This window comes from Achromobacter pestifer (assembly GCF_902859625.1).
Lineage (GTDB): Bacteria > Pseudomonadota > Gammaproteobacteria > Burkholderiales > Burkholderiaceae_B > Achromobacter > Achromobacter pestifer.
The window spans coordinates 476100-502421 of record NZ_CADIJX010000004.1 but is presented as its reverse complement, the minus strand read 5'-3'; the positions used below and the strand labels follow the sequence as shown (position 1 = coordinate 502421).

The 26322-nt window shown below is 64.4% G+C and carries 25 protein-coding genes; 21 read left to right on the top strand and 4 right to left on the bottom strand.

Going from position 1 to position 26322, the window contains the following annotated elements:
• Positions 1-46: 46 nt before the first annotated feature.
• A complete protein-coding gene (locus tag HV753_RS18100) occupies positions 47-343 on the bottom strand; it encodes an acylphosphatase (protein WP_175175972.1) in 297 nt (98 codons plus the stop codon).
• 162 nt (positions 344-505) lie between these two features.
• Here HV753_RS18100 and HV753_RS18095 point away from each other — a divergent pair, with 162 nt between their 5' ends.
• Positions 506-1402, top strand: a complete 897-nt coding sequence (locus HV753_RS18095) for a phytanoyl-CoA dioxygenase family protein (protein WP_175175970.1) — start codon at positions 506-508, stop codon at positions 1400-1402.
• Between the two features lie 207 nt (positions 1403-1609).
• Entirely contained in the window at positions 1610-2773 is a 1164-nt protein-coding gene (locus HV753_RS18090) for an alpha-hydroxy acid oxidase (RefSeq protein WP_175175968.1), read from the top strand.
• 76 nt (positions 2774-2849) lie between these two features.
• Here HV753_RS18090 and HV753_RS18085 read toward each other — a convergent pair whose 3' ends face one another.
• The gene (locus HV753_RS18085) at positions 2850-3692 is read right to left on the bottom strand and encodes an IclR family transcriptional regulator (RefSeq protein ID WP_175175966.1); all 843 of its coding nucleotides are present in this window, start codon (positions 3690-3692) and stop codon (positions 2850-2852) included.
• Between the two features lie 214 nt (positions 3693-3906).
• On the opposite strand from HV753_RS18085, the gene HV753_RS18080 reads away from it, so the two are divergent.
• The 9 genes from HV753_RS18080 (at position 3907) to HV753_RS18040 (ending at position 12739) form a co-directional block, all read left to right on the top strand.
• On the top strand, positions 3907-4974 hold the full coding sequence (locus tag HV753_RS18080; protein WP_175175964.1) for an ABC transporter ATP-binding protein: 1068 nt from the start codon (positions 3907-3909) through the stop codon (positions 4972-4974).
• 1 nt (position 4975) lies between these two features.
• Positions 4976-5863, top strand: a complete 888-nt coding sequence (locus HV753_RS18075; RefSeq protein ID WP_175175962.1) for an ABC transporter permease — start codon at positions 4976-4978, stop codon at positions 5861-5863.
• Positions 5864-5880: 17 nt separating this feature from the next.
• Positions 5881-6675, top strand: coding sequence for an ABC transporter permease (locus HV753_RS18070; RefSeq protein WP_175175960.1), 795 nt, complete (start codon positions 5881-5883; stop codon positions 6673-6675).
• Positions 6676-6712: 37 nt separating this feature from the next.
• Positions 6713-7054 (top strand): (2Fe-2S)-binding protein, encoded by a 342-nt coding sequence (locus tag HV753_RS18065; RefSeq protein ID WP_175175958.1) that lies wholly within the window; start codon positions 6713-6715, stop codon positions 7052-7054.
• The gene (locus HV753_RS18060; protein WP_175175957.1) at positions 7051-8436 is read left to right on the top strand and encodes an FAD/NAD(P)-dependent oxidoreductase; all 1386 of its coding nucleotides are present in this window, start codon (positions 7051-7053) and stop codon (positions 8434-8436) included. The genes HV753_RS18065 and HV753_RS18060 overlap by 4 nt, the downstream gene beginning before the upstream one ends.
• On the top strand, positions 8433-9605 hold the full coding sequence (locus HV753_RS18055; RefSeq protein WP_175175955.1) for an NAD(P)/FAD-dependent oxidoreductase: 1173 nt from the start codon (positions 8433-8435) through the stop codon (positions 9603-9605). The genes HV753_RS18060 and HV753_RS18055 overlap by 4 nt, the downstream gene beginning before the upstream one ends.
• Positions 9602-10672 carry an ABC transporter substrate-binding protein gene (locus tag HV753_RS18050; RefSeq protein ID WP_175175953.1) on the top strand — a complete coding sequence of 357 codons (1071 nt, stop codon included), beginning with the start codon at positions 9602-9604 and terminating at the stop codon, positions 10670-10672. The genes HV753_RS18055 and HV753_RS18050 overlap by 4 nt, the downstream gene beginning before the upstream one ends.
• A gap of 94 nt (positions 10673-10766) precedes the next feature.
• Positions 10767-11702 (top strand): 2-hydroxyacid dehydrogenase, encoded by a 936-nt coding sequence (locus HV753_RS18045; protein WP_175175951.1) that lies wholly within the window; start codon positions 10767-10769, stop codon positions 11700-11702.
• A gap of 203 nt (positions 11703-11905) precedes the next feature.
• Complete coding sequence (locus HV753_RS18040) at positions 11906-12739, top strand: AraC family transcriptional regulator (RefSeq protein WP_175175950.1); 834 nt, start codon at positions 11906-11908, stop codon at positions 12737-12739.
• Positions 12740-12755: 16 nt separating this feature from the next.
• Here the strand turns inward: HV753_RS18040 and HV753_RS18035 are convergent, their stop codons facing one another.
• Complete coding sequence (locus HV753_RS18035; protein WP_246288308.1) at positions 12756-13652, bottom strand: LysR family transcriptional regulator; 897 nt, start codon at positions 13650-13652, stop codon at positions 12756-12758.
• A 159-nt stretch (positions 13653-13811) separates the two neighbouring features.
• Here HV753_RS18035 and HV753_RS18030 point away from each other — a divergent pair, with 159 nt between their 5' ends.
• The 3 genes from HV753_RS18030 to HV753_RS18020 all read left to right on the top strand — a co-directional run bounded on the left by HV753_RS18030 (position 13812) and on the right by HV753_RS18020 (position 18700).
• Complete coding sequence (locus HV753_RS18030; protein WP_175175947.1) at positions 13812-14792, top strand: Bug family tripartite tricarboxylate transporter substrate binding protein; 981 nt, start codon at positions 13812-13814, stop codon at positions 14790-14792.
• Positions 14793-14928: 136 nt separating this feature from the next.
• The gene (locus HV753_RS18025; RefSeq protein ID WP_175175945.1) at positions 14929-16986 is read left to right on the top strand and encodes a hydantoinase/oxoprolinase family protein; all 2058 of its coding nucleotides are present in this window, start codon (positions 14929-14931) and stop codon (positions 16984-16986) included.
• Positions 16979-18700 carry a hydantoinase B/oxoprolinase family protein gene (locus HV753_RS18020; RefSeq protein ID WP_175175943.1) on the top strand — a complete coding sequence of 574 codons (1722 nt, stop codon included), beginning with the start codon at positions 16979-16981 and terminating at the stop codon, positions 18698-18700. The genes HV753_RS18025 and HV753_RS18020 overlap by 8 nt, the downstream gene beginning before the upstream one ends.
• Here the strand turns inward: HV753_RS18020 and HV753_RS18015 are convergent.
• Positions 18687-19490 carry a GntR family transcriptional regulator gene (locus HV753_RS18015; protein WP_175175942.1) on the bottom strand — a complete coding sequence of 268 codons (804 nt, stop codon included), beginning with the start codon at positions 19488-19490 and terminating at the stop codon, positions 18687-18689. The two genes, HV753_RS18020 and HV753_RS18015, sit on opposite strands and share 14 nt — an antisense overlap.
• Positions 19491-19612: 122 nt before the next feature.
• Between HV753_RS18015 and HV753_RS18010 the strand changes: the two genes are divergently transcribed.
• The 7 genes from HV753_RS18010 to HV753_RS17980 are packed head-to-tail and all read left to right on the top strand — an operon-like array spanning position 19613 to position 26319.
• Positions 19613-20641, top strand: coding sequence for an ABC transporter substrate-binding protein (locus tag HV753_RS18010; RefSeq protein ID WP_175175940.1), 1029 nt, complete (start codon positions 19613-19615; stop codon positions 20639-20641).
• A 57-nt stretch (positions 20642-20698) separates the two neighbouring features.
• Entirely contained in the window at positions 20699-21766 is a 1068-nt protein-coding gene (locus tag HV753_RS18005; protein ID WP_175175938.1) for an ABC transporter ATP-binding protein, read from the top strand.
• Positions 21763-22629 carry an ABC transporter permease gene (locus HV753_RS18000; RefSeq protein ID WP_175175936.1) on the top strand — a complete coding sequence of 289 codons (867 nt, stop codon included), beginning with the start codon at positions 21763-21765 and terminating at the stop codon, positions 22627-22629. The genes HV753_RS18005 and HV753_RS18000 overlap by 4 nt, the downstream gene beginning before the upstream one ends.
• 1 nt (position 22630) lies before the next feature.
• On the top strand, positions 22631-23431 hold the full coding sequence (locus HV753_RS17995; RefSeq protein ID WP_175175934.1) for an ABC transporter permease: 801 nt from the start codon (positions 22631-22633) through the stop codon (positions 23429-23431).
• Positions 23431-24588 (top strand): NAD(P)/FAD-dependent oxidoreductase, encoded by a 1158-nt coding sequence (locus HV753_RS17990; RefSeq protein WP_175175931.1) that lies wholly within the window; start codon positions 23431-23433, stop codon positions 24586-24588. The genes HV753_RS17995 and HV753_RS17990 overlap by 1 nt, the downstream gene beginning before the upstream one ends.
• Complete coding sequence (locus HV753_RS17985) at positions 24572-24880, top strand: (2Fe-2S)-binding protein (protein WP_175175929.1); 309 nt, start codon at positions 24572-24574, stop codon at positions 24878-24880. Before HV753_RS17990 ends, HV753_RS17985 begins: the two co-directional genes overlap by 17 nt.
• The gene (locus tag HV753_RS17980; RefSeq protein ID WP_175175927.1) at positions 24877-26319 is read left to right on the top strand and encodes an FAD/NAD(P)-dependent oxidoreductase; all 1443 of its coding nucleotides are present in this window, start codon (positions 24877-24879) and stop codon (positions 26317-26319) included. Before HV753_RS17985 ends, HV753_RS17980 begins: the two co-directional genes overlap by 4 nt.
• Positions 26320-26322 lie beyond the last annotated feature (3 nt).

Below are 26322 nucleotides of genomic sequence, written 5' to 3'. Positions count from 1 at the left end.
TCGACCGATCGGACTACGCCATCGCGCCGATGGCGGCGCCGTCCGCCTACACCTGCTCGAAACGAATGTAACGCTTGTCGGTGTACTCCCGGCGCGTCGTGATTTCCTGCACTGAAGCGCCCGGCGGCCCGCGGCGCAACCATTCCAGCATGTGATCCACCTGGTCGGGCGTGCCCTGCACCAGGGCTTCCACCGTGCCGTCCAGCAGGTTCTGTACCCAGCCCGTGACGCCCAGCATGTGAGCACGGCGCACGGTGGCGTGGCGGTACCCCACGCCTTGCACCGTGCCGGTCACGGTGACGAGGACGGTTTCGACAGGGCTGTTGGATTGAGGGTGTTGCATGGCAATTTTCCTTCGGATGATGCGCCGCCAGAGGGAATGAGGTAGGCGGTTATGACTACGGCAGATGGTCTATAGGCCCGGTAGGCCGCGAAGCGATACGTTAGAGCTCATGTCAAAACGTGCCAACGGGAACACCCGCTACCAGAGCTTGGAGAAGCCATTATGGAAGAGACCAGTTTGTTGTCGGAAGCAGAGACAGCGCGCTACAGGGATCAGGGGTACCTGGCCCTGAAGGACATGTGCCCGCAAGACGAGGTTGGGTACATCCGCCGAACGCTGCTGGACCTGTTCGCGAACAAGACCGGGTACAACGAGGGGGCGCAGTACGACTTCGTGAGCCGGGACGATCCGTCCAAGCCGGCCAAGTTTCCCAGCCTGCACGATCCGCGCCATTATGCCCCTGGTCTGCTGAAGACGGCGTATCACGAACGCACGCTGGACCTGGCACGGCAACTGCTGGGCGAGGATGCCGCCTTGTATGGCGAACATGCGCTGCTCAAGCCCGGCCCGCACGGTCCCGAGACGCCGTGGCATCAGGACGAGGCCTTCCGGTCGCCCGACTTCGTCTACAACGAACTGAGCATCTGGCTGGCGTTGCAGCCGGCGACGATTGAAAACGGGTGCATGCAGTTCATCCCGGGCTCGAATCAATGGGATGTGCTGGAGCACCGTTCGCCGGGGGGCGACAAGAGTCTGCATCCGCTGGAATGCTGCGGCGATTTTGCGCGCGACCAGGCCGTGCCGGAACCGCTGGACCCGGGCGGCATCACCGTGCACGACGCCCGCACGCTGCACTTCACCGGCCCCAACACGTCGCCTTCGCCGCGGCTGGCCTACATCCTGATCTACAACACGCCACCCGTGTACAAGCCGGGACGGCGCGAATTCCCATGGCTGGAGGGCCGCTGGACCGACAGCCAGACGCGCAAGAAGCAATGGCACAAGCGAGGGGGATTGGCCGTGGATGTGATGCGCCGCCTGCCGGGCGCGCGGCTGACCAGCCCACGCTGGGTGGCGTGGGCGACGATCCGTGCGGTCAGCAAGGTCTGGCCGCGATAGCTTGGGTGGACAGGGGCCGCAGAGCTCCGGTCCGAGGGGGGCGAACGAGGCCGGCAAGCAACGCTTGCCGGCCTCGGCGCGTATACTGGTCGCCGCCGCAGGGCGTTATCGCCCCTGCGCAGTGGCAAAGCCGCCCGCAGCTGGTGGCTCCAGACTCTAAAAATACGAATCGCAGCTGGCGCACCTCTATCACTCCTCAGACCACCCATGACCGCTAACCTTTCTACGATCACCTGCATCGAAGATCTGCGCGCCATTGCGCAAAAGCGCGTGCCGCGCATGTTCTACGACTACGCCGATTCCGGCGCCTGGACCGAAGGCACGTACCGCGCCAATGAAAGCGATTTCCAGAAGATCAAGCTGCGCCAGCGCGTGGCAGTGAACATGGAAGGCCGGTCATTGCGCACCACCATGGTGGGCCATGACGTCGTGATGCCGCTGGCGATTTCGCCCACTGGCCTGACCGGCATGCAACATGCGGACGGAGAGATCCTGGCGGCCAAGGCGGCGGCAGACTTCGGCGTGCCGTTCACCCTGTCCACGATGAGCATCTGCTCGCTGGAAGATGTGGCCGAAGCCACCAAGAAGCCGTTCTGGTTCCAGCTCTACGTGATGCGCGACCGCGAATTCGTGGCCAACCTGATCGACCGTGCGAAGGCCGCCGGCTGCACCGCGCTGGTGCTGACGCTGGACTTGCAGATCCTGGGCCAGCGCCACAAGGACATCAAGAACGGCCTGTCGACGCCGCCCAAGCCCACGCTGCGCAACCTGATCAACCTGGCGACCAAGCCGCGCTGGTGCATGGGCATGCTGGGCACCAAGCGCCGCACCTTCGGCAACATCGTGGGCCACGCCAAGGGCGTCAGCGACCTGTCTTCACTGTCGGCATGGACGGCGGAACAGTTCGACCCGCGCCTGAGCTGGGACGACGTGGAATGGATCAAGCAGCGCTGGGGCGGCAAGCTCATCATCAAGGGCATCCTGGATGCCGAAGACGCGCAGCTTGCGGCCAATAGCGGCGCGGATGCGCTGATCGTCAGCAACCATGGCGGACGCCAGCTGGACGGCGCCATGTCGTCGATCGCGGCCTTGCCGTCGATTGCCGATGCCGTGGGTTCGCAGATCGAAGTGTGGATGGACGGCGGCATCCGTTCGGGCCAGGACATCCTGAAGGCCGTTGCGCTGGGTGCGCGCGGCACGATGATCGGCCGCGCCTTCCTGTATGGCTTGGGCGCTTACGGCCAGGCAGGCGTGACCCGTGTGCTGGAGCTGCTGTACAAGGAAATGGATACGACGATGGCGCTGTGCGGCCGCCGCAATATTGAACCTGGCGACCGCAGCATCTTGCTGTCGGGGACGTATCCCACGTAAGTTTGCAAACGTCGCCTGATGGGTTGCGCGCGACCTGCTTCGGTGTTTTTGGGCAGGTCTTCGCGCTACACCCATCCTACGTGTTGTTGCCTGGGCCCAGGTATTGGCTGGGGCGGCGTAGCGCGGGGTCGAAGGGGTTGATTTGCGCGCCGATGGCGTCGGCTTCGCGGCGCAGCATCTCAACGATCAATGGCAGGCGTTCATCATTGATGCGTTCAATGGGGGCGGCCACGCTAAGCGCTGCGACCGTCATGCCATTGGGATCGTAGACGGGCACTGCCAGCCCCGCGATATTCGGGAACACGCCCTGCCCCTGGCTGCGCGCGTATTGAAGTTCCAGGCATTCCCGGATGCGCACGCGCATTGAGATTTCGTCCACGAACCCCAGATGGTGCAGCCGCGGAATGTTGAAGCGGATGACCTCTTCGCGTTCGGCCTCCGGCAGGCTGGCCAGCAGGACCAGGCCGCCCTGGCCCATGCCCAGCGGCACGCGGCCACCGATATCGCCCGTGTGCGAACGCACCGGGAAAGCGCCATCCACACGGTCGACGCAGACCGCGTCAAAGCCGCTGCGCACCAACAGGAAGATCGTGTCGTTCAGCATGCCTGACAGGCGCAGCATGGCCGGCCGGTACAGCGAGCGCAGGCTGGACTGGTGGGTGCCGGCCGCTGCCGCCAACGAGAAGAACGCCACGCTTAGCTGGTAGCCCTTGCTTTGCGCCGGCTGCTCCACCACGCCCTCTTGCATCAGCCCTTGCAGCACCCGGTGCACCGTGGCCTGCGCCTGGCCCGTGCGGGCGGCGATATCGGTCAGGCGCAGTTTTTCGCCCTTGGCATCCGCCAGCACGCGCAGCACGGCAAAGGCCCGTTGCAACACGCCCTGGCCGCTGGAATCCTCGGTTGCTTCTGATTTCTTCATTCTCTGGTTCCGATAATCAAAATTACTGACCATATTTTTATCAGTAAATTCAGCTGAATGGAATTAATAACTAAAAAATTCGATTCTTCGGAAAACCCTAATTGACCCCAGGTTTTGGCCAAACCTAGACTGCCCCATCAAATAAGTCGCCAGCGCCCCGGGAAACCGGCCGTCGGGTGGCACAAGGCCTGCCACGGGCTACGGGGTTTGGAATATGTCATTTCTGCGGCTGGACAACGTCTCCAAGAACTACGGCGACCTGCGCGTCGTGTCCGATCTGACCTTGGCGGTCGAACAGGGCGAGTTCGTCTCGCTGCTGGGCCCGTCCGGTTGCGGCAAGACCACCACCTTGCAGATGATTGCGGGTTTTGCCGACGTGACTCGGGGTTCCATCACACTGGACGGACGTGACATCACGCATGCCAAGCCGAACACGCGCGGCTTGGGAATCGTGTTCCAGAGCTATGCGCTGTTTCCGCACCTGACCGTGACGGACAACGTGGCCTTCGGCCTGAAGATGCGCAAGGTGGACCGCGCGGAACGCCAGGAACGGGTGCGCGAAGCGTTGGCGCTGGTAAAGCTGGACAAGCACGCCGATCGCTATCCGCGCGAGCTGTCCGGGGGCCAGCGGCAACGTGTGGCGCTGGCGCGTGCGCTGGTCATCCGTCCGCCCGTGCTGCTACTGGACGAACCCTTGTCCAACCTGGATGCCAAGCTGCGCGAAGACATGCAGTTTGAATTGCGCAGCATTCAGAAGAAGATCGGCACGACGACGGTGATGGTTACCCATGACCAGGCGGAAGCCTTGTCCATCAGCGACCGCGTCGTGGTCATGCAGGACGGCCGCGCCACGCAAGTCGATGCGCCATTCCGCATGTACGAACACCCGCAAAGCGAATTCATCTCGCGCTTCGTGGGCAAGACCAACTTGCTGCCGGGCCGTGTCACGCGCTGCGGCGCGCAAGCCGAAATTGAAACCGGCGCGCTGCGCGTCATGGTCGACGGCGAAGGCCTGCGTCACGGCGACAGCGTGCAGCTGTCGCTGCGCCCCGAAAAGCTGGTGCCGGTGCCTGCGGGCCAGGGCAAGTTGTCCTGTGTGGTCAGCACGCGCTATTTCCTGGGCAGCCAATGGATGTACGACCTGGATTCCCCGGTGGGCGCACTGACCGTGCTGACACCGAACGACGGCCGCCGCCCGCATGACGATGGCGAGGCGATCGGCCTGGACTGGGCCGAGGGCGTGTTGCGCGTGCTGCGGGCCCCGGTGCAGGAAGAGGCCTGACATGGCAACGCTGACGCAATCGGGCAATGCCGTCGGTCCCAAGCCACGCAATGATGGCCTGCTGGCCATCCTGGGTTCGCTGCCGCTGGCCATCGTCTTCCTGACGCTGGTGTTGACGCCGCTGGCACTGACTTTTGTGCTGTCGTTTCGTCCGTTCGACTACGGCGCGGGGATTCTGCCTGGCCATACCTATGAGCATTATCTGGCGGTGGTCACGGATGGCTATTTCCTGGAGATCTTCTGGCGCACGTTCTGGATTGCCGGTGTCACCACGCTGATCTGCGTGCTGATCGGCGCACCCGAGGCCTACATCCTGTCTCGCATGGGCAAGCCGTGGCGCTCGATCTTTTTGTTGGTGGTGTTGTCGCCGCTCTTGATCTCGCTTGTCGTGCGCGCCTTCGGCTGGAGCATGCTGCTGGGCCCCGGTGGCGCCATCGGCCGAGCCGCCGCGGCCTTGGGGTTGGGGCCGCTGCTGTACACGCCCACCGCCGTCATCATTGGCCTGGTCCATGTGATGCTGCCGTTCATGGTGATCCCGGTCTGGACGTCCCTGCAAAAGCTGGACCCTACCGTTGAGCACGCCGCGCTGTCATTGAACGCATCGCGCTTTCAGACGCTGACCCGCATTGTGTTGCCGCAGGCGATGCCGGGCATTCTTTCGGGCAGCTTGATCGTGTTCGGCCTGTCGGCCAGTTCCTTCGCCATTCCCGCGCTGTTGGGCGGGCGCCGCTTGAAGATGGTGGCGACCGTGGTGTATGACGAGTTCCTGACCGAGCTGAACTGGCCGCTGGGCGCCGCCATCGCGATCGTGCTGCTGGTGGTCAACGTGATCATCATGATGGCGTACAACCGCGTCGTGGAACGTTCTTACCGCCGCAGCCTGGGCTGAGCCGCAAAGGAATCGATATGCAGAAAAACGGTCCCCTCGCGCTGGCGTTCAACTTTCTGGTGGTGGCGTTCGTGCTGGCGCCGCTGGTCATCGTGTGCCTGGTGGCGTTCACCCCGGACACGACGCTTACCGTGCCGACCACGCGCTTTTCGCTGCGCTGGTTCCAGGCGGTGTTCGATCATCCCAACTTCATGCAGGCGTTCCAGAACAGTCTGTGGCTGGCCTTTCTGTCGGCCACCATCGCCGTGTGCCTGGCGGTGCCGGCGGCGATCGCCATCACGCGCTACCGCTTTCCGGGGCGCGACGTGCTGAACGGTTTGTTCCTGTCGCCGCTGATGATCCCGCATCTGGTGCTGGGGGTGGCGCTGCTGCGCTTCTTCGCATTGATGGGCATGGCGGGCAGCTTTTCGTGGCTGGTCGCCGCGCACGTCGTCGTCATCACGCCTTACGTGATGCGGCTGGTGATCGGCGCGCTGGTCGGCTTTGACCGCTCCATCGAGCACGCTGCCCTGTCGCTGGGAGCCAGCCGTGCCACGGTGTTCTTCCAGGTAACGCTGCCGTTGATCATTCCGGGTGTGTCGGGCGGATGGCTGCTGGCCTTCATCAACAGTTTCGATGAGCTGACGATGTCGGTGTTCATCACCGCGCCGTCGACCATCACGTTGCCCGTGCGCATGTACATGTACGCCACCGAATCCATCGACCCGATGATGGCGGCCGTTTCCGCGCTGGTCATTGGCTTGACCGCCGTCACCATGCTGCTGCTGGATCGCGTGTATGGCCTGGACCGCGTGCTGGTAGGCCAGAAATGAACGCACTGCCAAAGGCGAAGAGAGAGGCGCCGGCATCATGGCAATACTGAAACGCCTGGCCGAAAAGGGCCGTCCCGAGGTGCCGTTCACGCTGGACGGGCAAGCCTGTACGGCGCTGGCCGGCGACACTGTGCTGACGGCCGTGCTGACGCAGGCCGACCGCCTGCGCCATTCTGAATTTGGCGGCGGCCCGCGCGCGGGCTTCTGCATGATGGGTGCCTGCCAGGACTGCTGGATGCAGCTGGAGGACGGTTCTCGCGTGCGCGCTTGTTCGACATTCATCGAATCCGGCATGTGCTTGCAAAGCACGCCGCTTGTTCCCGTGACCGTGCCGGGCACGCTGGCGGCCGTGGCCTGGCCGGAGGATGACGCCGCATGAGCATGGTGCTGCCTGTCATTGTCGGCGCTGGGCCCGCCGGCGTGCGCGCGGCCCAGGCGCTGGCCGCGCAAGGATTGCGGCCGGTGATCCTGGACGAGGCGCAACGCCCGGGTGGCCAAATCTACCGCCAGCCGCCACCGGGATTTCAACGCTCGAAGTCGACGCTGTACGGCACCGAGCATCGGAAGGCCGACGCCGTGCACCGTTCCATGGACGCCTTGCTGCCACAGGTGGATTACCGCCCAGGCAGCCTGGTGTGGAACGCCGAGGGCAAGGCGCTGGACGTGCTTCAGGATGGCATCAGCACGACCGTGCCATATACGCATCTGATTCTGGCCACGGGGGCGACGGATCGCGTCCTGCCCTTTCCTGGCTGGCTGACGCCTGGCGTCTACACGCTGGGCGGATCGCAGGTGGCGTTGAAGTACCAGGGCTGCGCGATCGGTTCGCGCGTGGCCTTCATGGGCACCGGCCCACTGCTGTATCTGGTGGCCTATCAGTATGCCAAGGCCGGCGCGGACGTTGCGGCGGTGTTGGACACATCGCGCGTGGCGGATCGGTTGGCGGCGCTGCCGGGCATGTTGCGCGCGCCCGGCTTGCTGGCCAAGGGCCTGTACTACATGGCCTGGCTGCGTGCGCATGGCGTGCCGTTGCACAGCGGTGTGCGGCCCGTGGCCGTGCAGGGCAAGGACCGCGTGACGGGGTTGACCTTCCGCCAGGGCCGGCGCACGCACACCATCGATTGCGATGCGTTGGGCTATGGGCTGGCCTTGCGGTCGGAAACCCAGCTGGCCAGTCTTGTCGGCTGCGAATTTGAATTCAATGTCCGCGACCGTAATTGGACGCCTCGACGCGATGCCGCCGGGCGCAGTAGCGTGCTGGGCGTCTACGTGGCGGGCGACGGCGCCGCGATTGGTGGCGCGGATGCGGCCGAACTGGCGGGGGAACGCGCCGCCCTGGCCTTGCTGGAAGATGCGCAGCATCCCCACGATGCGGCGCGTGCCCGCCTGCTGGAAACGCGCCTGGCCGCCAACGGCCGCGTGCGCGCCACGCTGGAGCGCGCCTTCCCGTTTCCGGAGGATTGGGCAACCAGCATCGATGACGACACCGTCATCTGCCGTTGCGAGGAAGTCACGGCAGGCACGGTGCGCCAGGCGGTCAGGGAGACGGCGGCGCAAGAGATGAACCGCCTGAAGGCGCTGACCCGCGTAGGCATGGGACGCTGCCAGGGCCGCATGTGTGGCGCGGCCACGGCCGAAGTGCTCGCGCATGCGTGTGGCCGGTCGCCAGCGGAAGTCGGACGCTTGCGCAACCAGCCTCCGGTCAAGCCGGTGCCCGTGCGTGTCGTGTGCCTGGATCGGCGGGAAAAGGAATCGGCATGACGCAGCGCATCGACACCGAGGTCGCCATCATCGGGGGCGGTATCGTCGGCGGCAGCGCAGCCTTGTTTCTGCGACGCCAGGGCGTGCCGGTGGTGGTGTTGGAGGCCGCGCTGTGCGGCGCCCGTGCCAGCGGCGTGAACTATGGCGGCGTGCGCCGCCAGGGCCGTGGGCTGGAGCAGATGCCCCTGGCGCGGCGGGCGCATGAATTGTGGGGGCGGTTGCCGGAATTGATCGGCATCGACGGTGAATACGTGCGCTCGGGCCACTTGAAGCTGGCGGCATCCGAGGCGGACATGGCGCTGCTTGAGGCGTATCGCGAACGCACGCGCGGCTTCGGCATGCATCTGGACATGCTGGACCGCCGTACGCTGGCCAAGCGCTTCGGTTGGCTGGGCCAGGATGTGGCCGGCGCTTCGTTCTGCCCCGAAGACGGCCACGCCAATCCACGGCTGGTGTCGCCCGCCTTTGGGCGCGCCGCCAGCGCGCTGGGTGCCGACGTGCGCGAAGGCGTGCGCGTGACGTCCGCCGAATACGACGGCTCGCGCTTCGTCCTGCGCGCGGACAACGGGCTGGAAGTACGGTCGCGTTACCTGCTTAATTGCGCAGGCGCGTGGGCGGGGCGGTTCGCGGAAGGTTTTGGCGAAGCCGTGCCCGAGACGTCGATTCATCCCTTGATGATGGTGACCGAACCGCTACCCGTGTTCATGACGGTCAGCCTGGGCATTCAAGGCGGCGGCATTTATGCCCGCCAGGTATCGCGTGGCAACTGCGTGATCGGCGGCGGACGCGGTGTGTCGACCGACCCGGATTTCGCGCGGCCGGGTCGTGCCAACCTGAGCGCGCTGATGGCCAACGCCACCACGTTATTGCCCGTGCTGCGCGGGGCGCAGGTCATTCGCTTCTGGACGGGCGTGGAAGGCAATATGCCCGACCACAACCCCGTGCTGGGGCCCAGCAGCACGGTGCCAGGCCTATTCCATGCCTTTGGCTTGTCTGGCGCGGGCTTTCAGATCGGCCCCGCCGTGGGCGAGGTGCTGTCCGAACTGGTCGTCAACGGCCAATCCCCCATTCCTATCGATGCCTTTCGCATTGAACGGTACACGGCCGCCGCTCACGGCGCCGTGGCTCTGCCTGAGAGTGTTCGTGAGCAAACGCTGGAGTCACCATGATGGATAAGAAACAGGGCGCATCGCGCCTGAGCAAGGGGAAGTGGCTGCTGGGCGCGGCGATGATGACGTTGCTGTCCACGGGCGCCATGGCGCAGCAGAAGACCTTGTACGTCGGCATGAACGGCGGCGACATGGAGCGCGCGTTCACGCAGTACGTGTTCCCCGATTTTGAAAAAGCCAACAACGTGAAGATCGTCGTGGTGCCAGGCACCTCGACCGATGTGCTGGCCAAGGCGCAAGCGTACAAGGACAAGCCGCAGATGCACGTCATGTTCCTGGACGACGGCATCATGGCGCGTGCGATTTCGATGGGCTTGTGCGAACAGCTGAACGACGATCCCGTGCTGAAAGAGCTATACCCCACCGCCGTGATGAAAGACCGCATGGCAGCCGGCATCGACATCGGCATGACGGGCCTGGGCTACAACACCAAGATGTTCGCCGACAAGGGCTGGGCGCCGCCGACGTCGTGGATGGACCTGGCGGATCCGAAGTACAAGGGCCACGTCGTGTTCCAGTCCGCGTCCGGCAGCACCTTCGGTCTGCACGGCTTCCTGATGTTCAACCGCATCCAGGGCGGTGACGATCAGAACTACGAGCCGGGCTTCAAGAAGTGGCCCACGACCATTGGCCCCAACGTGCTGGAGTACATCCCCAACTCGGCCAAGCTGGCCGAAATGATCCAGTCCAACGAAGCCGCCATCTTCCCGCTGACACCTACCGCGATTGCCCGCCTGAAGAAGCGTGACATTCCAGTGGAATACGCACAACCCAAGGAAGGGTCGGTGATCTTGATGGTGGGCGAATGCGTCATCGCCAAGAACAGCGAACCGGAACTGTCGCAGAAGCTGGCGCTGTACCTGTTGTCGGCCAGCGCGCAGGCCAAGGCGCTGGAAATGGGGGGCCATTTCCCGTCCAACAAAAAGGTGCAGGCGGCGGCCGACAACACGGAAGCGCTGACGCGCTTCCAGGGTTACATGCAGAACGCCAAGATCCTGGACTGGGATCAGATCAACACGGCGCGCCCTGCATTCAATGCGCGCTGGAACCGCACCGTCGAACGTTGATAAGATCGTGTGGTGCGCGCCTGTGGATAAGCTGCGGGCGCGCACCGTATGACACAACTTGGGCGTATCCGCCCGCACACAGGGAAGAACCAGCATGCGGCTCATCATCAATTCCGGCGGCCCGTCGGCGATCGAGGCGTGGCGCGCGCAGTTCCGCGCGTTCGCACCCGAGCTGGATGTGGTGGGCTGGCATGAAGAGATCGACCCGGCCACCGTGGATTACGCTCTGGTCTGGGCGCCCGATGCCGGCCGGCTGGCCACCTTCCCCAACCTGAAACTCATCATCAGCGCGGGCGCCGGGGTCGACCACATCCTGGCCGACCCGCAGTTGCCGCGCCACCTGTCCATCGCCCGCATGGTCACGGCCCGCACGCAGACCGAAATGGCCGAATTCGTGCTGACCTCCGCGCTGATGCTGACCCGCGACATCAAGCGGGTTGTGGATAACCAGGCGCGTGGCCATTGGGAGATCTTCGACTCCCTGCGCGTGGCCGCCGACATGCGCGTTGGCATCATGGGCCTGGGGCATCTGGGCGTGGCCTCGGCCCAGTTGCTGTCGCGCGTTGGCTTTCCCGTCAGCGGCTGGTCACGCGGCGCCAGCACGTTGGACGGCATGCCGTCCTATGCCGGCGCCGAGCAGTTCGGTGAGTTCCTGTCCAACACCGACCTGCTCGTCTGTCTGCTGCCCGCAACAGACGCCACTCGCGGAATTCTCAACACCGCCACCTTGTCGCAATTGCCCAAGGGCGCCTGCCTGATCAACGCCGGCCGGGGCTCGCACATGGTCACGCAAGATGTGCTGGATGCGCTGGACAGCGGCCATCTGCACCAGGCCGTGCTGGATGTATTTGAAAAAGAGCCGTTGCCGCCGGAGTCTCCACTTTGGTCGCATCCCGGCATCATCATCACGCCACATTGCGCCGCGATTCCGGATCGCCGGGAACGTGCCCGGCATACGTCGTTGTTGATCGAGGCGAACGAGCGCGGCGAGGCCTTGCCGAATATCTACGATCCGTTGCGGGGGTATTGATCTTGCGGAGATGATGGGTTGCGCGCGTTCGGCCGTGTCGAAACAAATAGAGCCGTGCGCGCTTCACCCATCCTACGGGGATACGTGTTCGCACCCCCCTGGCCGCCGCGATGCCGTGCGTCAAGAAAAACCAAACAACCCAGCCAGAAAAACCGCAAAATCTGCAAATCCGAGAAAGCTACATTGCCCTCCAAGGAGCAAGCATGAAGCCCGAAACAAAATCCCTCTACATTCAACGCCTGGACCCCGTCCTGCGCTGGCTGGCTGCATATCCTGACGCCGACCCCGATCTGCATCAGTTGGCGGACCTGGCGTGCCTGTCCCCCTACCATTTCCACCGCGTCTACCGCGCGATGATGGGGGAAACGGTCAACGCCACGGTCCAGCGCATCCGCATGCATCGCGCGGCTGTGGCGTTGGCAGGATCGCAGGCGCCCTTGAGGGACGTTGCGCAACGTGCCGGCTACGAATCCGACGCGGCGTTCAACCGGGCGTTTGGCGCCGTCTTCGGCATTCCGCCGGGCCGGTACCGGGCAGCGCGCTCCCAACCCCCAGACCCCAAGGAGCTTGCCATGTACCCCATCGCCATCGAACACTTCCCCGGCGTCACGCTGGCCGCGCTTGCGCATCGCGGCAGCTATCAGGAGATCGGATCCGCTTTCACCCGAGCCTTCATGCTGGCCACCGGCCAGGGGCTCGCCAGCCCCGAGACCATCGGCTTTGGCGTGTACTTCGATGATCCGGAGCAAGTGCCGGAAAGCCAGCTGCGTTCGCTTGCCGGCATGCCGGTTGCGCCTGATGCGGCGTTGGGCGGCGAACTGGAGCGCTTCGACATCCCCGCCGGCCGATGCGCCATCCTGACCTACACCGGCCCCTACAACGAGATGTCCAAGCCTTACCAATGGATGTTCTCGGAATGGTTGCCCGCCAGCGGCATGGTGCCGGCCGACTTCCCCATGTTCGAGCAATACGTGAATGACCCCCGCACGACGCCGCCCGCGCAATTGCAGACCCGCATCTGCCTGCCCCTGAAATAGGCGGGCTGGCCCTCGCCTACCCCAGCACGCCGGCCAGGTATTGCCGCAGCCAGGCGTGCGCGGGGTCATCCTGATAGCGTTCATGCCAGTACAGCGATACGGCAATGGGCGGCAGGGTCAGCGGCACCTTCAGCGTCACGATGCGCGCGCTGCCCGCCATGGCCTTCGCGATGCTGACCGGCATGGTCGCGATCAGGTCCGAGCCCTCCACGATGAACGGGCACACCAGATAGCTGGACAAGGTGGCCACGATCTTGCGGCTGCGATTGTGCCCCATCAGGATGCGGTCGATCGCGGTGCTGAAATAGCGCGTGTGCGCGGCCAGATCCAGGTGGCCATAACGCAGATAGGCATCCAGGTTCCAGCGCTTGCGCAGACAGGGGTGGCCTTCGCGCACGATGCAGACGGCGGGTTCTTGATACAGGAAGCGCGTGCGCAGATCCGGCGCTGGATCCGGGAAGTAGCCTGCAATCAATTCCACGTGATTCGTGTCCAGCATGCTCAAGCCATGCTGAGGACGAGCGGGCACGATCTGCAACTGAAAATGCGGCGCATCCACGGCCAGCCGCGGTATCAGCTTTGGCAGCAGCGTGAACTGCACATAGTCGGTGGCGTAGAACGACAGCGTGCGCGATGAATGCGCCGGGTCGAAGGCCTCGCGGGTGCGCGTGGCGCGATGCCAGCTTTCCAGCAGCGGCTTGAAATTCTGATGCAGCTCCATCGCCCGCAACGTCGGCTGCCAGGCGCCGCCCTCGCGCACCAGCAACGGATCACCGAACAGCTGACGCAGCCGGTTCATCGCCGCGCTCATCGCAGGCTGGCTGATATTCATCGCTTCCGCTGCCCGCGACACATTGCGGCAGGCCATCAAAGCGTCGAAATGCAGAAGCAGATTCAGATCCGGATTCTTCACGGCCGCCAACCTATAAATGGCATTTATACAAATATAAACCTGTAGGGCTGCTGTCATTGAAGCCAGAAGCCTAGGATGACCCTGTTGTTGCAGCGAACCAAGGTTGGACACGCATGATCCAGCCACAAGGAAGTTCTATCAACAAGGGGAAACCAAGCCATGAACCAAGGGCTGATACGCAGTTGCTGTCGCATTGCCGCCGGGGTCGCGTTATTTGCCGCCGCCGGAACCGCTGGCGCCGCCTGGCCGGATAAGGTGATTCGCATTGTGGTGCCGTTTGCCGCAGGCGGGTCAACGGACCTGATCGCTCGCAAGATCGCGGAAGGTCTGGGCCAGCGCCTGTCCGCCAACGTCATTGTTGAAAACCGCCCGGGCGCGGGAGGCACGGTAGGCACCGAATACGTGGCCCGCCAGCCGGCCGACGGCTACACCATCCTGATGGGCTCGGTCAGCACGCATGGCAGCGCGCCCTGCGTGTATTCAAAACTGCCCTATGACGCCGTCAAGGACTTCACGCCGCTGACGGTGGTGGCGACGATTCCCAACGTGATGTCGGTGAACCAGTCGGTGCCTGCCAATACGTTGCAGGAGTTCGTCGCGCTGCTGAAGAAGGAGCCTGAGAAGTACTCATTTGCTTCCAATGGCCAGGGCACGTCCAACCATCTGGCGGCCGAGCTCTTCAAGACGACCGCTGGCGTATCCATGGTGCATGTGCCTTATCGCGGCTCGGGTCCGGCGCTGATCGACCTGGTGGGCGGCCAGATCAACATGATGATGGACGTCGTGATGACGTCCTACCCCTATATCAAGGACGGCAAGATCAAGGCGCTGGCGGTGACGTCGCCGCAGCGTTCGCCCATGTTGCCCAACGTGCCCACGGTCGCGGAGTCCGGCTACCCGGGCTATGAGGCCATGGTCTGGTTCGGCATGCTGGCGCCCGCCAACATGCCGGAACCCCTGCGGCAAAAGCTGACCGATGGTCTGGTGCAGACCTTGCACACGCCCTCCATGAAGACGTATCTGGAGCAGCAAGGCGCGCAGGTGTCGGATGTGGCGGGGCCGGCGTTCGGGACGATGATCAAGGATGAAATCAGCAAATGGTGCCAGGTGGTGAAGCAAGCCGACATTCATCTGGACTGACCCCCTTTCGCCACGCGCGCCGGCGGAAGACTCGTTCCGTGCGGCATCAGACTCGCCGGCACGCGCGGCGCAAGGGATTTCTGTTGCCGCAAGGTTCGCGCGGACGGCCTGGCAAGACTTTTTTGGAACGAACGATATGTATCGCATAGGGATAGACGTCGGAGGCACGTTCACCGATTTCACGATGATCGATGAGGACGCGGGCGTGGTGCACTTTCACAAGGTGCCCTCCACGCCGCACGATCCTTCCGAGGCCATCGCCACGGGCATCGGCCAGATGCTTGGGGATCACGGCGTGACGCCTTCGCAGGTGTCGCATGTGGGCCATGGCACCACGGTGGCCACCAACCTCATCATTGAACGCAAGGGCGCGCGCGTCGGTTTGATCACCACGCGCGGCTTTCGCGATGTGCTGGAGATCGGACGCCAGACCCGTCCCCATCTGTACGACTACGCCGTAGGCAAGCCGCCGGTGGCCGTGCCGCGAGAGTTTCGCGTGGAAGTCGACGAGCGCGTCAATGCGACGGGCGATGTGTTGACGCCGCTGGACGAGGCGCAGGTGCTGGCCGCCGCGCGTCAGTTCGCCGAGGCGGGCATCGAGGCCGTGACGATCTGCTTTCTGCACGCCTATCGCAACCCGGAGCACGAGCGCCGCGCCGCGCGGATCGTCGCCGAGGCCATGCCGGGCGTCTACATCAGCCAGTCATCCGACGTGTTGCCCGAATTCCGCGAGTATGAACGCTTGTCCACCACGGTGTTGAACGCGGCGGTGGGACCGAAGATGGCGCGCTATCTGGAACGCTTTTTGCAGCGGGTGCGCGAACTGGACATCGGGCATGAACCGCACACCATCCATTCCAACGGCGGCCTGATGTCCATTGCCACCGTGCGCCAGTACCCGGTGCGGACGTGCCTGTCCGGGCCGGCGGCGGGTGTGGTCGGCGCGGCGGCGGTGGGGCGCGCCATTGGCAGCCTGAACCTTGTGACGTTTGATGTGGGAGGCACCAGCACGGACGTGTCGCTGGTTTGCGATGGCCGTCCGCTGTTCACCTCGCATCGTCACGTCGCGGGCTATCCCGTCAAGACGCCAATGGTCGACATCCATGTGATCGGCGCGGGAGGCGGCAGCATCGCCTGGCTGGATGATGCGGGCGCGCTGAAGGTCGGCCCGCACAGCGCGGGCGCGGTGCCGGGGCCGGTGGGTTACGGCCGTGGCGGCCAGGAGCCCACGATCACCGACGCCGAGATTACGTTGCAGCGCTTGAACCCGGTGGCGTTGCTGAATGGCCGCATGCCAGTCCACGCGCAGGCGGCGCGGCGGGTCATCGAAGAAAGCGTGGCGCAGCCGTTGGGCCTGGGGCTGGAAGCCGCCGCCGAAGGCATTCTGCGCATCGCTGCCGCCAACATGAGCCGCGCCATCCGCGCGGTGTCCACCGAACGGGGCTACGACCTGTCTTGCTTCGCGCTCTACGCCTACGGCGGTGCGGGGCCGCTGCACGCGGTGGAAGTCGCCGAGGAATGCGGCATTCCGGTGGTGATCGTGCCACAGGAGCCGGGCACCATGTGCGCGCGCGGCATTCTGCTCAGCGACATCTCGTTTGACTTCGTGCAAAGCGAAATCTCGCTGGCTGCGGAAGAGACGTGGCCTGCGATCTCGGCCATCTTCGACGGGTTGCGCGATCAGGCCGAAAGCTGGTTGACGCAAGAGCGCGTGGACCCGGCGCTGCGGGTTTGCCACAGCGCCATCGACGCCCGCTACGAAGGCCAGAACTTTGAGGTCCAGGTGAGCCTGGACGATGGAGGCGCGGGCGGATACGCCGAGTTCGCGCGCCGCTTCGCAGCGGCGCATGAACGCGAATATGGCTACACGGTGGACGACCGCAAGGTGCAGATCATCAATTGCCGCATGCAGGCCGTGGGCCAGGTGGTGAAAGCGCCGCTTGCGCCACGCCATATAGGGGGCGTGCTGGAAGACGCGCGGCTGGGGCAGCGCAACGCCTATTTCGGGGCCGTGCATGGCTGGCTGGAAACGCCTGTCTACGACCGCGACCGCGTACCGACCGGTGCGCGTTTCACCGGCCCCGCCCTGCTTGAGGAAATGAGTTCGACCACCGTCGTGGGCGTGGGCCAGCACGCTAGCGTGGACGAGTACGGCAACCTGATCATCCGTTTGCAAGGAGGCTTGAATGACTAAGCCCAACAATCCCGAAGCCGGCGCGGTGCTGGCCGATCCCATCGGCATGGAGGTGTTCTGCAACCGCCTGCTGTCCATCACCGAGGACATGAACAACACGCTGGTGCGCGCATCGTTCTCGACCAACATCAAAGAACGCAAGGACTGCTCGGTGGCCCTGTTCGACGCAGCGGGCCGGCTGGTGGCGCAAGGCACGCAGATCCCGCTGCATCTGGGGTCCCTGGATGGCGCGATGGGGGCCATTCTGCGCACCTACAAGCGGGACGACATCCGCGATGGGGACGTGTTCATCTGCAATGATCCCTACCTGGCGGACGGCAGTCACCTGCCCGACATCAACATCGTGACGCCCGTCTTCTGGGACGGCGTGTTGCGTTTCTTCGCGGCCAACATTGCGCACCATTCCGATGTGGGCGGCGCGGTGCCCGGGTCGATCGCGGGCGGCTTGAAATCCATTTTCGAGGAAGGCATACGCATTCCCGCGTGCCGCATCGCGCGCCATGGCGAAACGGATGAAGACATGTTGCGCCTGATCTGCGCCAATACGCGCGACCCGGAGGAACGGGTGCTGGACTTGCGCGTGCAGATGGCCACCAACCGTCGTGGCGCGGCTGCGGTGCAAGGCCTGATCCGGCAGATGGGGCTGGACGCCGTGCTGCGCTCCGTGGACGACGTGATCGCCTACACGCGGCGGCGCCTGTTGAACCGCATCGCGGAACTGCGGCAAGGCAGCTACACCTTCCGCAGTGACCTGGATGACGATGGCATGGGCGGCGACCCGGTGCCGATTCAAGTGACCCTGACTGTCAGCCACGACAACCTGCATTTTGATTTTGACGGGTCTGGCAAGCAGGCACGCGGTGCCATGAACCTGCCGTTCAACGCTTTGCGGGCATGCGTCTATTACGCCGTGAAAGCGATGTTGGATCCGGACCTGACACCCAACGCGGGCCTCTTCGACCCCATCACGCTATCGGCGCCCGTGGGGACCATCACCAACCCTGAACACCCGGCTGCCGTGGGCGCGCGCTCCATTACCGCGCAGAAGGTGGCAGGCGCGATCTTCGGCGCGTTCCGCGGCTTGTTGCCGCCAGAGAAGACCATGGCGTCCAGCAATGATTGCTGCCCGGCCATCGTGTTCTCTGGGCGTTGGCGCGAACGCGCCGGCCACTTCGTGTATCTCGAAACACTGGGCGGCGGCGCGGGCGCGCGCTTTGATGCCGATGGCATGGACGCGGTGCATGTCCATATGACGAACACGTCGAATCTACCGGTTGAGGCCCTGGAGAACGAGTATCCATTGCTGATGGACGAATACGCGATGATCCAGGACTCGGGTGGCGTCGGCCGCACGCGCGGCGGCTTGGCGATCGCCAAGCAGATTCGCGCGGTCGGCCCCGGCATCGTGTTCTCTGCGCGCTCGGACAGCCATACGGTGGGCGTGGCGTCGGGCGTGGACGGTGGCGGTGATGGGCGCCGTGCGCGGCTGATCCGCAATTTCGGCACGCCGCAGGCAGAAGAACTGTTCTCGAAGACGGCCAACATCGCGTTGGCGCCGGGCGACAGCGTGCGCATTGAAACGCCAGGCGGAGGCGGCTACGGCGCACCTGCCGAGCGGCAGCAGGCGCGTATCGAGCGGGATCTTGCCGACGGCAAGATCAGCGCGCAAGCGGCGCGCGCCGCTTACGGCGAACGCGCCGTCATTGCACGTTGAGCGTCATCGAGTACTTCATCTTGTCGTGCGGGAAGGTGGTGATGGTGGCCAGCAGCAGCACGCCGCCGTCGCCGTAGTAGCGGCGCGTGATGACAAAGCCCGCCGTCTTGGGTTCAACCTGGAGTTGCTTGGCCATCGTCGCATTGATGGGGGTAGCCGAGAACTCCTGGTTGACCTCGGTGATGCGGTCGCCAAAGTGGCTTTCGATCAAGCGCAGCAGCGAGATGCGCGACTTGAGTTCGACGCTGACGTCCGAATGCGCGGGGTCCATGTAGATCAGCGTGCAGGCGGCGGCGGTGTCCTGGTCATCCAGCGTCTTGATCGAGTTGATGTGACGCCAAGACAGCCCGGCTTCGCAGCCCAGTGTTTCGGCCAGGCGCTTGGTGAGCTTGATGGTGCGCACGTCCTGGACCAGCAACGCCGCATTGCGGGCGTATTGCAGCAGGTCGGGGAATTGCGAGATGCGCTGCGTGAAGCGAGTGCCCGCGCGTGCCGTTTCCACGCGCGTGCCCACGCCAGGACGGCGCGACACCATGCCGGCCACGGTCAGCATCCGGATGGCTTCACGGATGGTGTGGCGGCTGGCATTGAACTGGTCGCAAAGCTCATGCTCGGTGGGCAACAGCGTCATGACGGGATAGCGGCCAGAGCTGATGTCCTGGGAAAGCGTTTGAAAAATACTCTTGTAACGGGGGCCGCTTGTTTCGCCGGATGGCACGGAAGACTCAGGCTTGCCGCGCGCTTGCCGTGCTCCGCCGGGGCCGGCCGCGCGCTCGGAGGATCGGGTCATGGGGAGGCTCCTTGCATTGTTATATGGGGTTTGTACGGACAATAACCGATTGACAAGGCAGTCATGCGGGATTCATTATTTGTCCGGACATTCATGTACGGACAAATTGTACGGGGGATTTCATGGGCAAGGTACTCGCAGTGCTTGTGGCAGCAACGGTGGCGGCTGGATTCAGTGCCAATGCGGCAGCGCAGAAACTGGTGGTCGCCGGCTACGGCGGCTCGTTTGAAGACATCATGCGCAAGGACATCTTCCCGCCCTTCGCCAAGCAGCACGGCGTCGAGCTGGATTACGTGGCGGGCAATTCCACCAACACGGTGGCACGATTGCAGGCGCAGAAAAGCAATCAGCAGATCGACGTCGCCATCATTGACGACGGCCCCATGTATCAGGCGATTGCGCTGGGCTTTTGCGCACCGATCACGGGCCTTCCCGCCGACGATATCTACTCCACCGCGCGCTACAAGGATGACCGCGCCGTGGCCATCGGCATCGTGGCAACGGGCATCATGTACAACAAGAAGATCTTCGACGAGAAGAAATGGGCCGCGCCCACGTCGTGGAAGGATCTGAAGGACCCCAAGTACAAGAAGCAGCTGGTGGTTCCGCCGCTGAACAACACCTATGGGCTGCACGCATTGGTGGAGTACGCCCGCGAAGGCGGCGGCGGCGAGAAAAAGATCGATGCGGGTTTCACCACCTTCAAGAACGAGGTCGGCCCGAACGTGCTGGTCTATGAACCGTCACCGGGGAAGATGACCGAACTGTTCTCCAGCGGCCAGGCCGTGATCTCGGTCTGGGGCAGCGGGCGCGCCAAGGCGTTCGCCGACACGGGCTTCCCGGTGGGATTCGTCTATCCGCAGGAAGGCGCCTACGCCTTGCTGTCGTCCGTATGCCCGGTGGCCAAGGCCAATGCCAATCCCATGGCGCAGGCCTTCGTGCAGTACCTGGTCACGCCGGAGGTGCAGGAAAAACTGGCGTCCGCGTACGGCTACGGCCCGGTCAACAAGAAGGCCAAGGTCGCGGACGATCCGCGCGTGCCGCTGCCGATTGGCAAGCGCGCGGCGGACCTGATCGTGATCGACTGGGACACGGTCAACCAGAACCGCGACGATTGGAACAAGCGCTGGACGCGGGAAATCGAACGTTGACGCACTGCGGGTAGCCGGAAAACGGGGTGGCGCGGGGCGCCACCCACGGGAGATTTCATGACCTATCTAGTGTTGAACGGCCTGTGCAAGCGCTACGGCGATACGACCGCGGTGCAGGATTTGAGCCTGTCCGTGAACCAGGGCGAATTCATTTCATTGTTGGGGCCGTCCGGCTGCGGCAAGACGACCACCCTGCAAATGATCGCCGGCTTTGTCGAGCCCACGGGCGGCAGCATCGTGCTTAACGGCACGGACGTCAGCAAGGTGCCTGCCAACAAGCGGGGGCTGGGCATGGTGTTCCAGAACTATGCGCTGTTTCCGCACATGACCGCGGCCGAAAACGTGTCCTTTGGCCTGGAGATGCAGCGGGTCAAGAAAGAGGAACGGCAAGCCCGCGTGGCCGATGCGCTGAAGCTGGTGGGCCTGTCGCATTTGGCGGATCGCCATCCCGCGCGCATGTCGGGCGGGCAGCAGCAGCGCGTGGCGCTGGCGCGCGCGCTGGTCATCCGGCCCAGCGTCCTGTTGCTGGATGAGCCGCTGTCCAACCTGGATGCCAAGCTGCGCGAGGAAATGCAGCTGGAGCTGCGCAGCATCCAACGCACGGTCGGCACCACCACCATCCTGGTGACGCACGATCAGTCGGAAGCCTTGGCGCTGTCCGACCGCATCGTGGTGATGAACCAGGGCCGTGTGGAACAGGTGGCCGAGCCGTTCCAGGCGTATGAAGGCCCCGCCAGCCATTTTGTGGGGGGCTTCCTGGGCAAGGCGAACGTATTCACGCCGCAGGCCGAGCAGTACGACAACGAAACACGTGCCCGCATTGGCGAGGCCCATATTTCGATGGGCGATGCACCCGTGCCGCTGGGCGCCGTGATCGTGCGTCCCGAGAAGATCCTGTTTTCCGAACCCGCCGCCTGTGCCCTGCCCGGCCGCATGAAGACGCGCGTCTTCCAGGGCAATCATTGGCTGTGCCAGGTAGAGACGTCGGTCGGCGAAGTCATGGTGATCCGCCAGAACGACGGCGTGCCGGTACCGGCCGAAGGCCAGGCCGTGCATCTGCGTTGGCGTGCGCAGGACATGTGCGAAGTCGCGTCCGACGCCGCGCCGCAAGGCCGCCCGTCATGAGCGCGCGCGCCAATCCCTGGGTGTTGAGCGCGCCGGCCTTGATGGTGTATGCCACCTTCCTGGTGGTGCCGATGGCGCTCGTGTTCCTGATTAGTTTCTTCGACTTCCAGTTCTACGGTGGCATGCAGGCCACCTTCACGTGGAAGAACTACATCGAGATCCTGACTGACGGCTACTACTACGAGATCTACGCGCGAACCTTCGGCGTGGCAGCCGCGGTGACGCTGGCCTGCCTGGTGCTGGGCACGGCCGAGGCCTATGTGTTGTCGCGCATGGCCAATCCATGGAAGGGCCTGTTCCTGATGGTGGTATTGGGCCCGCTCTTGATTTCGGTGGTGGTGCGGACCTTGGGTTGGGCGTTGCTGTTTGGTTCCACCGGCCTGATCAACAAGGCGCTGATGGGTATCGGGTTGATCTCAACGCCCGTGGACCTGATGTACAGCAACCTGGGCGTGGCCATTGCGCTGACGCATGTGTTGGTGCCGTTCATGGTGATCTCTGTCTGGGCGTCGTTGCAGCGGATCAATCCGTCGACGGAAGCCGCGGCGCTGTCGCTGGGCGCCACGCAATTCACGGTGATCCGCCGGGTGATCGTGCCGCAGGTCATGCCGGGCATCCTGTCGGGCGCGATCATGGTGTTCGCCATGGCCGCCAGCTCGTTCGCCACGCCGGCCATCATCGGCGGGCGCCGGCTGAAGAACGTCGCCACGGCCGCTTACGACGAATTCCTGAATACGTTGAACTGGCCGCTGGGCGCGGCACTGGCGGTGGTGTTGTTGCTGGCCACCGTTATCGTGCTGCTGTCGGCCAACCGGATCATCGAGCGCAAGTACGGCGCCGTCTTCAATCAGTCGGGAGCCTGAGATGCCATTTCGCAATGGTCCCATCGGCCTGCTGTTTCACACGCTATTCATTCTTTTCATCCTGGCGCCCATCGTCATGGTGTGTGCGGTGGCGTTCACCTCCGAGGGTTTTATCTCGCTGCCGACAGGGGGGCTGTCGTTGCGGTGGTTCCGCGCCATCCTGGACAACCCGCGCTTTGTCGAGGCGTTCTGGTTCAGCCTGGGCCTGGGCACCTTGTCGGCGACGCTGGCGATTGCGCTGGCGGTGCCTAGCGCGCTGGCCCTGGCCCGCAACCGCTTCCGTGGCCGCGAAGCGCTGGTGGCATTCTTCTTGTCACCCCTGATGATTCCGCACGTGGTGCTGGGCCTGGCTTTCCTGAAGTTCTTCACCACGGTGGATTTGGCAGGCACCTATGTGGGCCTGGTGGTTGCGCACGTGATCTTGGTGATGCCGTACGCGCTGCGACTGGTGCTGGCATCCGCCACGGGCATTGATCCGGCGCTGGAGCGCGCCGCGCAATCGCTGGGCGCGTCAAACTGGACGGCGTTTCGTCGCGTGGTGCTGCCGTTGCTGTTGCCGGGCGTGGTCAGCGGCTGGGTGATCGCGTTCATCACCAGCTTCGATGAGCTGACCATGTCCATCTTCATTGCCTCGCCGTCCACGACCACCCTGCCGGTGCGTATCTTCCTGCATATCGAAGACACGATTGATCCGCTGGTGACTGCCGTGTCGGCCGTGCTGATCTACGTGACGATCATCGGCATATTCATCCTGGACCGCGTGGTCGGCCTGGAGAAGCTGTTTGTTGGAAAGGGACGCTAATGACGGACGAGAAAGAACCGGCGCCCCGCGCGCCCGTGCATCGCGGCATTTATGACGCCGCGGTGATCGGCGGCGGGCTGGTGGGCTCAGCGATCGCCTATGGCTTGCGGCGCGAACTGGATCATGTGGCGGTGCTGGACGAAGGCGACGTGGCCTATCGGGCCTCGCGCGGGAACTTCGGCCTGGTGTGGGTGCAGAGCAAGGGCATGGGCTTGCCGCGTTACGGCACGTGGACGATGACCTCGGCGACGGGGTGGCCGAGACTGGCTGCGCAATTGCTGGACGAGACCGGCGTCGACGTGCATCTGGAGCAGCGTGGCGGCCTGCATGCGCTCTTGAGCGATGAAGAGATGGAAGCCCGCGCCCAGTTCATGCAGACCTTGCTGGCACAGCCCGGCATGGCGCAATACGACTGGAAACTGCTGGACCGCGCGGAAGTCGCCGACCTGGTGCCGGGCATTGGTCCCGAGGTGCGGGGCGCGACGTGGACCCCCGTCGATGGCATCGCCAATCCGTTGAAATTGCTGCGCGCGCTGCATATGAGTTTTGCACAGCGCGTTGTGGATTACTTGCCGCGCCGTCCCGCGCAGAGCGTCAAGCTGCGTGATGGCGTGTTTGAAATCACGACGCCTGCCGGCACGGTGCGCGCACGCAAGGTCGTGCTGGCTTCCGGCCTGTCGAACAAGGAGCTGGGTGCGCAAGTGGGGCTGGATATTCCGGTGCGCCCGCAGCGCGGCCAGATCGTGGTGCTGGAACGCACGCGCCGCATGCTGGAGACGCCGCTATCCACCTTGCGTCAGACCGACGAAGGCACCTGGCTGATCGGTGATTCGCAGGAAGAGGCCGGCTATGTGGATAACCTGGTGGGCTTGCCCATCCTGGGTACGCTGGCTGACCGCGCGGTGCGCACGTTGCCTGCCTTGCGTGATGTGCGCGTGGTGCGTAGCTGGGCGGCGCTGCGCGTGATGTCCAAGGACGGCTTCCCGATCTACCAGCAATCCGAGACAAGCCCGGGTGCCTTCGTTGCCACCTGTCATAGCGGTGTGACGCTGGCGGCCGCGCACGCGCTCAATCTGGCGCCCATGATTGTTGCCGGCACGCTGGCCGACGACATGGCGCCCTTCTCGACCCGGAGGTTCCATGTTCAAGAGGCTTGATGAGGCGCAGCGCCAAACGCAGGGCGCACCGGTGCGCGTAACGGTCAATGGTGCCGAACTGCAATGCCGGCAAGGCGACAGCGTGGCGGCGGCGCTTTTTGCGGGCGGCGTATCGGCCTGTCGCGATACCGCCGTGAACGAGGTGCCGCGCGGACCCTATTGCATGATGGGCGTGTGCTATGACTGCCTGGTCACGATAGACGGCCGGGAGAACCAGCAGGGCTGCATGACGGCCGTGCGCGAAGGCATGAGAATCGAACGTCAACTGGGTGCGCGCAAGGTGCAGGCATGATCGATACGACGCAATGCGATTTGCTGGTGGTGGGCGCCGGGCCGGCAGGATTGGCGGCGGCGACTCTGGCGGCCAAGCTGGGCGTGGACACGGTGCTGCTGGACGAACAGGCGGCGCCGGGCGGGCAGATCTATCGCGCCATCACCACCACGCCAGTGACCGACCGCGGCATCCTGGGTGAAGACTATTGGCACGGTGCGTCGCTGGTGGCGCCGTTCCAGCAGTCGGGTGCGCGTTATGTGCCGGGCGCGACTGTATGGGCCGTGGCTGAGCACACCGCTCCGCACCCCGAGAAGGGCTTTGAAGTGGCCTATTCGGTGGCGGGCGAGGCGCGCATCGTGCACGCGCGCCGGCTGCTGCTGGCGACCGGTGCGCAGGAACGCCCCTTTCCCATACCGGGCTGGACCTTGCCCGGCGTCATCACGGCGGGTGCGGCGCAGATCCTGTTGAAGTCCGCGGGCGTGGTGCCGGCGGATCGCACGGTATTGGCGGGCAGCGGCCCGTTGTTGTACCTGGTGGCCTGGCAATATCTGAATGCGGGCGTGAAAATCGACGCGCTACTGGAAACCACGCCGCCAGGACGCATGAGCCAGGCCTTGCCCAAGGTATGGGGTTTCTTGCGGTCGCCGTATTTGGGCAAGGGCTTGAAACTGCTGCGCGCGGTCAAGGCCGCGGTGCCCATCGTGCGCGGCGTGACGGCGTTGGAAGCGCTGGGTGACGATAAGCTGCACAGCGTGCGCTATACCGCAGGCGGCGTCACGAAGACGCTACCGGCCGAGCAACTGATGCTGCATCAAGGCGTGGTGCCGAACGTGAATCTGTCGCGCGCCGTGGGCGTTGAGCACCGCTGGAATGATGCATTGGACTGTTGGGAGCCCCAGGTCGACGAATGGGGCCTGACCTCGGTGGACGGCATTGGCATGGCGGGCGATGGCGCCGGGATCGCCGGTGCGTTGGCGGCCGAACACCGGGGCCGTCTGGCGGCCTTGCAAGCGGCGCATCTGCTGGGCCGCATCGACGCCGGCAAACGCGATGGCCAGGCCGTGGCGCCCCGCGAGGCACTGGCCCGGGCCGTGAGGGGCCGCGAGTTCTTCGATGCGCTCTACAAGGCGCCTGACGCCTTCCGCAGGCCCACCGGCGACACGATCGTGTGCCGTTGCGAGGAAGTCACGGCTGCCCAGGTGCGCGATACGGTCAAACTGGGGTGCAGCGGGCCGAACCAGATGAAGGCGTTCCTGCGTTGCGGCATGGGGCCGTGCCAGGGCCGCTTCTGCGGGTTGACGGTGGCCGAGATCATTGCCGAGGAACGCGGCGTGCCGACGCAGGAGGTGGGCTATTACCGTCTTCGGTTCCCGACCAAGCCGTTGACCCTGGGAGAGCTGGCGTCGTTGCCGCAGACCGACGATTCCCGCCAGGCCGTTGTCCGTTTGAAAAAGTGATGC